This is a genomic window from Streptomyces sp. NPDC127108, assembly GCF_042677545.1.
In the GTDB taxonomy this organism is placed as follows: domain Bacteria; phylum Actinomycetota; class Actinomycetes; order Streptomycetales; family Streptomycetaceae; genus Streptomyces.
The window spans coordinates 195,062-206,473 of the sequence record NZ_JBHXTE010000011.1; the positions used below are offsets into that span (position 1 = coordinate 195,062).

Below are 11,412 nucleotides of genomic sequence, written 5' to 3' on the forward strand. Positions count from 1 at the left end.
GGAGGGTGCCGGGCCCGCATGTCACCCCATACCCAGGAGGGGTAGGCTCCGGGCCGTGACCCCGAAGAGCCCGACGACGCGCGCGAGCCAGCTCGCGCTGCTCGTCGCGCTCCTGTTCGGCATCGTGGCGATGCATTCGCTGGGTCATCCCCGGGAGCACGGGGGGAGCGCCGAACGGGCTACTGCGGGTGGGGTCGCGGGGGTGGCTGCGGGTGGTGGGCACGCGCGCGTGGAGAGCGGCGTTGTCCACGGGGGCGTGGAGAGTGCTGGCGGGCACACGGGCGTGGAGAGCGGCGTTGCGCACGCGCGCGTGGAGAGCGGTGGCGGGCACGCGGGCGGGGCGATGGCCAAGAGCCCGGCAGACGTGAGCCCGATGGTCGTGAACCCGGAGGTCATGAACTCGGAGGTCATGAACTCGGAGGTCATGAGTCCGGCGGACACGGGCCCGGCCGCCACCGGCCCGACTGCGGGCGACCCGGCCAACCATCACGACTCCGGCATGGACCCCCTCTCCGTCTGCCTGGTCGTCCTCGGCGCCGCCCTCAGCCTCGCCCTGCTGCACGCGGCGGTACGCCACCGGCCGTGGGGCGCCCACGGCCACGCACCCGGCCCGGCCCGCCTCCTAGACGCCCTGCGGCCGAACCCTCCACCGCCCCGCGCCCTCCTCACCCGCCTCTCCGTGCTGCGCGTATAGGCCGCCGCACCGGCTGTTTCGCGCTGCCCGCACGCCCCGGAGACGGAATGGGAACCTCCGGGCGGTGAGCGGTGTACCAGAAGCAGCAGACGCGCCCTTCTGCACGCACCACACAGACGAGGTGTTCATCAACCATGCGCACACCCATCTCGCGCACCCCGCAGTCCTCGCGTACTCCACGGATCCCCGACACATCGCGCCGGACGCTGCTCGGCGGCGCGATCGCCGCCGTCGGCACGGGACTTGTGACGGCCTGTTCCGGCGACGGCTCCCACTCCGGGCACACGGGCGGCGGCCAGGGCGGTCCTTCCGCGCCCCCGAAGGGCTATGTGACGCCCACCGGCAGGGAGGTCGCCGCCGCGGAGCGCAGGCGCCCCGGCGGCGGCCGGGTCCGGAAGGTGCGGCTCACGGCCGCGCCGACCACGCTCGACCTGGGCGGCCCCACGGTGCGCACCTGGGCGTACGGCGAGGACCTGCCCGGCAAGGAGGTCCGCGTCACCGCGGGCGACACCCTCGCCCTCACCCTCGCCAACCACCTACCCGAGGCCACCACCCTGCACTGGCACGGCCTCGCCCTGCGCAACGACATGGACGGCGTCCCCGCCCTCACCCAGCGCGAGATCCGCCCCGGCGCCGACTTCACGTACCGCTTCAAGGTCCCGCACCCGGGGACGTACTGGTTCCACCCCCACGCGGGCACCCAGCAGGACCGGGGTCTCTACGCACCCCTGATCGTCGACGACCCCAAGGAGCCCCTGGAGTACGACAAGGAGTGGGTCGTCGTCCTGGACGACTGGGTCGACGGGGTGGACGGCTCCACCCCGGACGCCGTCCTGAAGGAGTTGCGGGCCGGGATGGACCACGGCGGGAGCGACGGCGGGGACAGTGGGGGCGGGCACGACATGTCCCACATGTCGATGTCGCGTTCGCGGTCGCAGTCGCGGTCCGAGGAGACCCCCGAGCCGACCGGCCCGACGGGACCCTCCCGGATGATGATGGGCGCCAAGAGCGACATCCTCGGTCCTGACGCGGGCGACGTGGCCTACCCCCACTACGTGCTCAACGGCCGTACCCCCAAGTCCCCCACGACCTTCCGCGCCCGCCCCGGCGACCGCGTCCGCATCCGTCTGATCAACGCGGGCGGCGACACGGCCTTCCGGGTGGCCCTCGGGGACCACGAACTGACGGTGACGCACACGGACGGCTTCCCGGTGCGGCACAAGAAGGCCGACGCGCTGCTCATCGGCATGGGCGAGCGGTACGACGTCCTGGTCACCGTCAAGGACGGCGTGTTCCCGCTGACGGCGGTGGCCGAGGGCAAGAAGGCGGCGGCCCGGGCGTTGCTCCGCACGGGCGGGGGCGCGCCGCCGCCCGCGTCGGCGCGCCCCAAGGAGCTGACGGGCCGCGTGCTCCTGTCCGACCGGCTCACGGCCGACGACTCCGTGGCCCTCAAGGACAGCGAGCCGGACCGCACGATCAGGATCCGGCTGACCGGCGGCATGGCGAAGTACGACTGGGCGTTCGACGGCAAGCCCTACTCCCCCGGCAGGCGCCTCCCGGTCCGCGCCGGGGAGCGCGTCCGGATCGCCTTCACCAACGCCACCACGATGTGGCACCCGCTCCACCTGCACGGCCACACGTTCGCCCTGGCGGGCACCCCGGGGCGCCCCCGCAAGGACACGGCGGTCGTGCTGCCCAACGGCACGCTGACGGTGGACTTCGACGCGGACAACCCCGGCCTGTGGATGATCCACTGCCACAACGTCTACCACGCGGAGGCGGGGATGATGACGGTGCTCGGCTACCGCTCCTGAGGGCGCTGGGGCCGCGCCTCCGGCCGGGCCCGGCGACCGACCTGACGGGCGCTCGGGCACCGGGCCTGACCGGGTCCGGCCACCGGCCTGGCGGCGCTCGGGCACCGGTCCCGACCGGGTCCGGCAACGGGCCCTGACGGCACTCGACCACCGGCCCCGACCAGGTCCGCCAACCGGCCCTGACGGCGCTCGCACCCCGGCCCCGACCGGCCCGGGGTGCGGGTCCCGCCCTCCCCCGCACCCCGGGCACGCCCCCGGCAACCGCCTGGGTGCGCCCCCGCGCTCACCCGGCGCCGGGGCGCATCCGGCTGCCTCCTCCCACGCCCCGCGTGGGCCGCCCCACACCCGTCCGAGGGGGCATCGCGTCGCTTTGACGATTAGACTGGGCGGCGTGCCTCAACTACGCCTCGCCCTGAATCAGATCGACTCGACCGTCGGCGATCTCTCCCAGAACGCCGAGGCGATCGTCCACTGGACCCGGCACTCCGCCGAGCAGGGAGCGCACCTGGTCGCGTTCCCCGAGATGGCGCTGACCGGCTACCCCGTGGAGGACCTCGCCCTGCGCGCGTCCTTCGTCGACGCCTCCCGCCGGGAGCTGCGCGCCCTCGCGGCCCGCCTCGACGACGAGGGCCTCGGCGAACTCCCCGTGGTGGTCGGCTATCTGGACCGCACCGAGGAGGCCAAGCCGCGCTACGGCCAGCCCGCCGGAGCCCCCCGCAACGCGGGCGCGGTGCTGCACCGCGGCGAGGTGGCGCTGACCTTCTCCAAGCACCACCTCCCCAACTACGGCGTCTTCGACGAGTTCCGGTACTTCGTGCCGGGCGAGACGCTGCCGGTCGTCCGTGTGCACGGCGTCGACGTGGCGCTCGCGATCTGCGAGGACCTCTGGCAGGACGGCGGCCGCGTCCCGGCGACGCGGACGGCGGGGGCGGGGCTGCTGCTTTCGATCAACGCGTCGCCGTACGAGCAGAACAAGGACGACCAGCGCCTGGAGCTGGTGCGCAAGCGCGCGCAGGAGGCGGGCTGCACCACCGCGTACCTCGCGATGATGGGCGGCCAGGACGAGCTGGTCTTCGACGGGGACTCCATCGTCGTGGACAAGGACGGCGAAGTCGTCGCGCGGGCGCCGCAGTTCGCGCAGGGGTGCGTGGTCCTCGACCTGGAGCTGCCCGCCGCGGGGCCCGTACCGGAGGGCGTCGTCGACGACGGGCTTCGCATCGAGCACGTCACGCTGTCCGAGGAACCGCTGCCCGCGTACGAGGCGGAGTTCCACGGCGGGTACGCGGACCGGCTCGACGACGACGAGGAGATGTACTCGGCACTCGTCGTGGGCCTGCGGGCGTACGTCACCAAGAACGGCTTCTCCTCCGTCCTCATCGGGCTCTCCGGAGGCATCGACTCCGCGCTGACGGCGGCGATCGCGTGCGACGCGCTGGGGGCGCAGCACGTGTACGGGGTCGCGATGCCGTCGCGGTACTCGTCCGAGCACTCCGTCGGTGACGCGGAGGAGTTGGCGCGGCGCACGGGTCTCGATCTGCGCACCGTCCCCATCGTGCCGATGTTCGACGCCTACATGGAGTCGCTCGGCCTCACCGGGCTCGCCGAGGAGAACCTGCAGTCGCGGCTGCGCGGGACCATGCTCATGGCGCTCTCCAACCAGGAGGGGCACATCGTGCTCGCGCCCGGCAACAAGTCCGAGCTGGCCGTGGGGTATTCGACGCTCTACGGCGACTCCGTCGGGGCGTACGGGCCCATCAAGGACGTCTACAAGACCGCCGTCTTCCGGCTCGCCCGGTGGCGCAACGAGGCCGCCCTCGCGCGCGGCGAGACCCCGCCGATCCCCGAGAACTCCATCAGCAAGCCGCCCAGCGCGGAGCTGCGGCCCGATCAGGTCGACACCGACTCGCTGCCCGACTATCCCGTGCTCGACGGGATCCTCGAGCTGTACGTCGACCGGGATCAGGGGGCCGACGAGATCGTCGCCGCCGGGTTCGACGCGGAGCTCGTCACGAAGACGCTCCGCATGGTGGACACCGCCGAATACAAGCGCCGGCAGTACCCGCCCGGCACCAAGACCTCCGCCAAGGGCTTCGGCAAGGACCGCCGCCTCCCGATCACGAACCGCTGGCGCGAAACGGGCTGACCGACCCCTGCCGGGGGCTCCCCAACCCCACCCCTTCCCGATCCCGGGGCTCCGCCCCTGGACCCCGGGGGTGGGTGTCCCGTTGCCCTGGGCCGGGGGCACCCCCGAATCGGCGCTCCGCGCCTCGTCCTCAAACGCCGGACGGGCTGAAAACTACTTCACCGAGGCGGGCCGAAGGGCACTGCGGCGCGGGGCGGAGTGGCGCTGCGGGGTGAGTCGGAGTGGGTGCTGTGGGGTGAGGTGTTTCGGGGCTGAAGGTGCCGCGCTGTTGGGCTGCTGGTGCAAGTTCGGGCGGGCGGGTGGGAGAAAGCCCGTCCGGCGATTGAGGACGAGCGCGGAGCGCGATCCGGGGGTGATCCGGTCGGGGCTGAGGGTGCCGGGCTGTCGGCCACGCCGGTGCAAGTTCGGGCGGGCGGGTGGGGAAGAGCCCGTCCGGCGTTTGAGGACCAGGCGCGGAGCGCCGATTCGGGGGTGACCCCGGGGCCGGTCAGGGGTGGGGGGCGTCGGCCGGCGTCGAGGGGACGTGTTCGGCGACCAGGCGGCCCGAGGCCTCCGCCCCGTACCCACGACCACGGTCCACGCCGTAGGCCACCGCAGCCACCCCGATACCGAAGACGGCAAGCGCGGCCCCGGCCACGGCGGGGGACGTGACACCGAAGCCCGCGGCGAGGGCGAGCCCACCGATCCAGGCGCCACCGGCGTTGGCGAGGTTGAAGGCGGCCTGGTTGGCGGAGGAGGCGAGGGAGGGCGCGGCGGCGGCCTTCTCCATGACCATCAACTGCAGGGGCGACCCCGTCGTGAACGCGGCCATCCCGAGCAGCGTCACCCCGACGGCCGCACTCCACTCGGCCCGCATGAGGACGGGGAAGAGGAGCAGGACGAGGACGAGCGCACCGAGGCCGCCGAAGAGGGTGCCGCGCAGGGAGTGGTCGGCGAGCCGCCCGCCGAGCAGGTTCCCCGCGGTCGCGCCGACGCCGAAGAGGGCGAGCAGCAGCGTGACGCTGGCCTCGGCGAACCCGGCGGAGTCGGTGAGCATGGGGGTGACGTAGCTGTAGGCGGCGAAGAGGGCGCCGAAGCCCGCGACGGTCGTACCGAGGGCGAGCCAGACGGGCAGCGAGCCGAGGGCGCGCAGCTCCCCGCGGAGCCCGGCGTTCTCGCCGTGGCCGTGGTCGGCGGGCACGAGGAGCGCGAGCGCGGCGATGGCGGCGAGCCCGATGGCGCTGACGGCGAGGAAGGTGGCGCGCCATCCGAGCTGCTGGCCCATGAGGGTGGCGACGGGCACGCCGACGACGTTGGCGACGGTGAGGCCGAGGAACATCAGGGACACGGACCGCGCCTTGCGCTCGGGCCCGACGAGCCCGGTGGCGACGACCGCGCCGACGCCGAAGAACGCGCCGTGCGGAAGGCCGCTCAGGAAGCGGGCGGCCATCAGCCAGTGGTAGTCGGGCGCGGCGGCGGACACCGCGTTGCCGACGACGAAGAGGGCCATCAGGCCGATGAGGACGCGGCGCCGGGGCAGCTTCGCGGTGACGGCGGCGAGCAGCGGGGCGCCGATGACGACGCCGAGGGCGTACGCGGAGACGAGGTGCCCGGCGGTGGGGATGGATATGTGCAGGTCGTCCGCGACGTTGGGGAGCAGCCCCATCATCACGAACTCGGTGGTGCCGATGCCGAAGGCGCCCACGGCGAGGGCGAGCAGGGCCAGGGGCATGAGGGACGTACCTTCCAGGGGGACGGGGGCGCGAGACGGCGGACGCATGGGATTCGGCTCCGTACAGTCACTCGGTACGAAGCCGAACCCATAAGTTTACCGTCGAAACAAAGGCTCCCGGCCCGAGTATTCCGCGAGGTTAAGGACGGGTGACCGTCAGAGGTCGACGCTCGCGGCCACCGGCAGGTGGTCGCTGCCCGTTTCCGGCAGGGTCCAGGAGGACACCGGCTCGACACCCTTGACCAGGATCTGGTCGATGCGGGCCATCGGGAACGAGGCGGGCCAGCTGAAGCCGAACCCGTCGCCCGCGGCGCCCTGCGTGGAGCGCAGCTGGGAGGTGACGGCGTTCAGCGCGCGGTCGTTCATCGTGCCGTTCAGGTCGCCGAGCAGCACGACCTTGTCGAGCCGCTCGTCGCCGATGGCCTCGCCGAGCGCGTCGGCGCTGTCGTCGCGCTGCCCGGCCGTGAAGCCTGCGTCGAGCTTGACCCGCACCGACGGCAGGTGCGCCACGTACACGGCGACCTGTCCCTTGGGTGTGTCGACGGTGGTGCGCATCGCGCGCGTCCAGCCGAGCTTGATGTCGACGGGCTTGGTGCCGGTCAGCGGGTACTTGCTCCAGACGCCGACGGTGCCCTGCACCGAGTGGTACTTGTACGTGCCGGCGAGCGCCTTCTCGTACGTGGGCACGGCGGAGGCGGTGAGTTCCTCCAGGGCGACGACGTCCGCGCCGGACGCGGCGACGTCGCGGGCGGTGCCGGACGGGTCGGGGTTGTCGGCGTTCACGTTGTGGGTGGCGACGGTCAGGTCGCCGCCGCTGCCGGACTTGTCGGTGATGAGGCCGCCGAAGGCGCTGAACCAGACGGCGACCGGCAGCACGAGCGCGATCAGGGCCGTCGCGGACTTGCGGACGACGGCGATGACGAGCAGGACCGGTACGAACACGCCGAGCCAGGGCAGGAAGGTCTCGGTGAGGCTGCCGAGGTTGCCGACGCCGTTGGGGATCTGGGCGTGCAGCAGCATCACGAGACCGATGAGGACCGCGATCCCCGCCGTGATCAGCCCGCGTCGCCAGATGCCGGGGTCGCCCCGCCATCCGTCGACCAGGCGTCGCAGTCGCGAACCCTGGCGCTCGGGCTCCGAGCCGCCGCTGTCCGTCTCCGCCTTGTACGCCTGCGCCATACTCTCGTCGCCTCACTGACTGCCGTGCACACCGTCTCCCCGCCCCTGCACCCTAGGCGATGATCGCGTGTCTGCTCCGCCGTCCGGTGACGGCCGTACGGGCACGAGGACGACCGGGCGGGCTCGCGAGGTTCCGGATGTGTGCGCGAGGCACGGCCTCTGTGACGAAACGCGCACATCGTCCATGGGGCGTTGCGTACGCGGCCGGTGGGGGGCAAGAGGCGTACGGCCGCGGCGAGGGTGGCGAACGCCACGCGCGCGGCCGGGGGTTCACTCCGCGGGCCGCAGCCCTTCGAGGACCAGGTCGACGATGCGCTCCGGCAGGTCCTCGTCCAGCGGGTCGTCGGGGCGCAGCACGCTGCGTACCAGCATGGGGCCGACGAACAGCTCGTTGGCGAGCACGATGTCGACGTCGGCGCGGAGTTCGCCGGTCTCCACGCCGCGGCGCAGCACCTCGTAGGAGATGCGGCGCTGCGGGTCGATGACCATCTTGTGGTAGGCCTCCCACAGCTTCGGGAGGCTCTTCATCTGCGCGAAGACGTTGTGCAGGATCGCGGACGAGCGCATGTTGAGGCCGCGGCGGCGGATGTGTTCGACGAGGACGACGAGGTCGTCGCGCATGGAGGTGCCGGGGAGTTCGGCGGGGGGTTCCTCCAGGGTGCGCAGGACGTCGACGAACAGGGCCTCCTTGCCGCTCCAGCGGCGGTAGATGGTGGCCTTGCCCACCCCCGCGGTGCGGGCGACGCGCTCGATGGACAGTTCCGCGAGGGGTACGCCGTCCTCGATGAGCTTGATGACGCCCTCGATGATCGCGCGCTCCACCGCCTCGCTCCGGGGACGGCCCCTGACACCCGCGCCCTTGACGGCGACGCCGTCCCCCTTGCCGGTGTGGCCCTGCTCCACGATGTTCGACTCCTCTGCGGTCTGCGTCCCCGCATTCTCCCTGGTCCCCGCCGCGGGGCCAGGGGCACCACCGCCGTAGCGGCACCGTCGGCCTGGGCTGTGCCCACCCGTTCCGCCCTCTGGGCGGCCCAGCTGCCCACAGTGGTACCGGCGATGGAGCCCCTCAGTGGTCGGCGCCCACCCGGTCAGGGGCCGGAGCGTCCGCAGAGGTCACCGGCTCCTTGGGCGGCTTGCCCGGCAAGTACAGGGACACGACGAGCACGCCCACCAGGGCGACCCCCGCGCCGCACAGCGCGGTGATGTGCATGGCGTGCAGGAACGAGTCGTTGGCCGCGGAGACCAGCGCCTCCCCCCGCCCGCCGAGCCGCCCGGCCACCCCGAGCGTCGCCTCGATGGACTCCCCCGCGGTGTGCCGCGCCCCGGGCGGCAGCACCTTGAGCTCGTCCTCGACGCCCCCGCGGTAGGCCGCGGAGAGGACGGACCCGAGCACGGCGATGCCGAGCGCCCCGCCGACCTGCCGGAAGGTGTTGCTGAGGGCGGACGCGGAGCCCGCCTTCTCGCGGGGCAGGGCCTGCATGATGACCACGCTGGTGGGCGTCATGATGTGCGCCATGCCCGCGCCCATGAAGAAGAAGATGACCTCCAGGACCCAGATGGGCGTGTCGGCGTCGAGGAGGGTGAAGGCGACCAGGGTGAGGGTGATCACCGTGAGGCCGCCGGCGCAGACGGCCCGCACCCCGAAGCGGTCGACGACGAGCCGGGCGCGCGGCGCGAAGATCAGCTGGGCGACGGCGAGCGGCAGCATGAGCAGGCCGGTCTCGAGCGGCGAGTACCCGCGCACGCTCTGGGTGTAGAAGACGGCGAAGAACGTGACGCCCATCAGCGCGAAGAAGACGAGCGCGATGGCGGTGATGGCCGCGGAGAAGACGCGGTTCTTGAAGTACGAGATGTCGATCGACGGGTGGTCGCTGCGCTTCTCGTACCAGACGAAGCCGACGAGCACGGCCAGGCCCGCGAGGATCGTGGCGAGGGCCGTGGGGTCGGTGAAGTCGGCGAGCTGGCCGCCCTTGATGATGCCGTAGACGAGCAGGACCAGGCCGATGACGGAGAGGACGACGCCGACGAGGTCGATGCGGCCGGGCTTCGGGTCCTTGGAGTCGGGGACGAGCACGATCATCAGGCCGATGGCGACGATCACGATCGGCACGTTGATGAGGAAGACCGAGCCCCACCAGAAGTGGTCGAGAAGGACCCCGCCGGTGATGGGCCCGATCGCGACGGCGAGGCCGACGCCCGCGGCCCAGATGCCGATGGCCTTGGGCTGCTCCTCGCGCTCGAAGACGTGCATGAGGACGGCGAGGGTCGCGGGCATCACGAAGGCGGCGCCGAGCCCCATCAGGCCGCGGAAGCCGATGAGTTCGGCGGGCGATCCCGACTGGGCGGCGAGCGCGGAGCCGATGCCGAAGACAGCGAGCCCGGCGAGCAGCACCTTCTTGCGGCCGAGGCGGTCGCCGAGCAGGCCCGCGGTGAAGAGCAGTCCGGCGAAGACGAGCGTGTAGGAGTTGATGGCCCACTCGAGCTCGCCCTGGGTGGCGCCGAGGCCGGTGGGCTCGGGGGTCGAGATCGTCTTGATGGCGACGTTCAGGATCGAGTTGTCCAGGACGACGATGAGCAGGCTGAGCATGAGGACGCCGAGGATCGCCCAGCGACGGCGGTGCACCGCCTCCGGTATCCGGGGCGCGTCGGGGACGGCAGGTGTTGTCATGCGCTCCACCCTAGGCCCATTTCGATACGAGACCGTCTCGTATTGGAAGGGATGGAGAAGGGATGGGGAAGGCTTTACGCGCTCTTTCCCGGTCCATCATGTGGAATCTTTCCGTCCACCCCCCGGAACCAGAGCCTCCGCGCCCCTGTGCCCCGCCGCGTCCACAGCCGGGCCGGAATTGGCCGAAAGAACACCCCCTAGCCTCCGGGCGGCACGCGATGCCACCATGGACGTGATCCGGGGACGCCGTCAGGGCGCCTCGAGACGACAGAAGGAGCCGTTGCGATGACGCAGCTTTCGGCTGCCCAGAGCCCCGCCCCCAAGGAGCGGACCTCCGACAGCAGCAAGGCGCTGTACGGCGGCAAGGGCACACGCCGCATCACCGTCCGCGACATCACCGCCGCCAAGGAGCGCGGCGAGAAGTGGCCCATGCTCACCGCGTACGACGCGATGACCGCGTCCGTCTTCGACGAGGCCGGGATCCCGGTCATGCTCGTGGGCGACTCGGCGGGCAACTGCCACCTGGGGTACGAGACGACCGTGCCCGTGACCCTCGACGAGATGGCCGTCCTGTCCGCGGCCGTCGTGCGCGGCACGAGCCGCGCCCTGATCGTCGCCGACCTGCCCTTCGGTTCGTACCAGGAGGGCCCCGTCCAGGCACTCAGGTCCGCCACCCGCCTGGTCAAGGAGGCCGGTGTGGGCGCGGTGAAGCTGGAGGGCGGTGAGCGCTCGCTGGCCCAGACCGAGCTGCTCGTCAGCTCCGGCATCCCCGTCATGTCCCACCTGGGCCTGACCCCGCAGTCCGTGAACACCATGGGCTACCGCGTCCAGGGCCGCGGCGAGGAGGCGGCCCAGCAACTGCTGCGCGACGCTAAGTCGGCCGAGGCCGCGGGCGCCTTCGCGGTGGTGCTCGAACTCGTACCGGCCGAGCTGGCCGCCGAGGTCACCCGGTCGCTGCACATCCCGACCGTGGGCATCGGCGCGGGCTCCGACTGCGACGCCCAGGTCCTGGTGTGGACCGACATGCTGGGCCTGACCGGAGGCAAGATGCCGCGCTTCGTGAAGCAGTACGCGAACCTGCGCGGCGTCATGGGCGACGCCGCGAAGGCGTTCGCCGAGGACGTGGTGGGCGGCGCGTTCCCGGCCGCGGAGCACGCGGTCCACTGACGCCCTGGTCGCGGCCCGGGGGGCACGTCGTGCCCC

At 72.3% G+C, this 11,412-nt stretch carries 8 protein-coding genes; 4 read left to right on the forward strand and 4 right to left on the reverse strand.

All coding sequences use genetic code 11. The features are described from left to right. The first annotated feature begins 55 nt into the window (after positions 1 to 55). From ACFVHO_RS12145 to ACFVHO_RS12155, 3 genes are all read left to right on the forward strand, one after another. Positions 56 to 694 (forward strand): hypothetical protein, encoded by a 639-nt coding sequence (locus ACFVHO_RS12145; RefSeq protein WP_385712690.1) that lies wholly within the window; start codon positions 56 to 58, stop codon positions 692 to 694. A 134-nt stretch (positions 695 to 828) separates the two neighbouring features. Further along, a complete protein-coding gene (locus ACFVHO_RS12150) occupies positions 829 to 2,508 on the forward strand; it encodes a multicopper oxidase family protein (RefSeq protein ID WP_385712692.1) in 1,680 nt (559 codons plus the stop codon). Between the two features lie 391 nt (positions 2,509 to 2,899). Then, complete coding sequence (locus tag ACFVHO_RS12155; protein ID WP_385712694.1) at positions 2,900 to 4,651, forward strand: NAD+ synthase; 1,752 nt, start codon at positions 2,900 to 2,902, stop codon at positions 4,649 to 4,651. Between the two features lie 487 nt (positions 4,652 to 5,138). On the opposite strand, the gene ACFVHO_RS12160 is transcribed toward ACFVHO_RS12155, so the two are convergent. The 4 genes from ACFVHO_RS12160 to ACFVHO_RS12175 form a co-directional block, all read right to left on the reverse strand. Further along, complete coding sequence (locus tag ACFVHO_RS12160) at positions 5,139 to 6,362, reverse strand: MFS transporter (protein ID WP_385712695.1); 1,224 nt, start codon at positions 6,360 to 6,362, stop codon at positions 5,139 to 5,141. A 156-nt stretch (positions 6,363 to 6,518) separates the two neighbouring features. Then, positions 6,519 to 7,541, reverse strand: a complete 1,023-nt coding sequence (locus tag ACFVHO_RS12165) for an endonuclease/exonuclease/phosphatase family protein (protein WP_385712697.1) — start codon at positions 7,539 to 7,541, stop codon at positions 6,519 to 6,521. Between the two features lie 270 nt (positions 7,542 to 7,811). Beyond that, positions 7,812 to 8,444: a TetR/AcrR family transcriptional regulator gene (locus tag ACFVHO_RS12170; RefSeq protein WP_385712698.1), complete on the reverse strand. Its 633-nt coding sequence runs from the start codon at positions 8,442 to 8,444 to the stop codon at positions 7,812 to 7,814. A gap of 163 nt (positions 8,445 to 8,607) precedes the next feature. Then, a complete protein-coding gene (locus ACFVHO_RS12175) occupies positions 8,608 to 10,209 on the reverse strand; it encodes a DHA2 family efflux MFS transporter permease subunit (RefSeq protein ID WP_385712700.1) in 1,602 nt (533 codons plus the stop codon). Positions 10,210 to 10,494: 285 nt separating this feature from the next. Between ACFVHO_RS12175 and panB the strand changes: the two genes are divergently transcribed. Beyond that, the gene (panB, locus tag ACFVHO_RS12180) at positions 10,495 to 11,376 is read left to right on the forward strand and encodes a 3-methyl-2-oxobutanoate hydroxymethyltransferase (RefSeq protein WP_385712702.1); all 882 of its coding nucleotides are present in this window, start codon (positions 10,495 to 10,497) and stop codon (positions 11,374 to 11,376) included. Positions 11,377 to 11,412 lie beyond the last annotated feature (36 nt).

Bases quoted from the DNA above. Each gene is read 5' to 3' on its own strand.
- ACFVHO_RS12150 (WP_385712692.1), top strand. From the start codon at position 829: ATGCGCACACCCATCTCGCGCACCCCGCAGTCCTCGCGTACTCCACGG.
- ACFVHO_RS12160 (WP_385712695.1), bottom strand. From the start codon at position 6,362: ATGCCCCTGGCCCTGCTCGCCCTCGCCGTGGGCGCCTTCGGCATCGGC.
- ACFVHO_RS12165 (WP_385712697.1), bottom strand. From the start codon at position 7,541: ATGGCGCAGGCGTACAAGGCGGAGACGGACAGCGGCGGCTCGGAGCCC.
- ACFVHO_RS12175 (WP_385712700.1), bottom strand. From the start codon at position 10,209: ATGACAACACCTGCCGTCCCCGACGCGCCCCGGATACCGGAGGCGGTG.
- panB (WP_385712702.1), top strand. From the start codon at position 10,495: ATGACGCAGCTTTCGGCTGCCCAGAGCCCCGCCCCCAAGGAGCGGACC.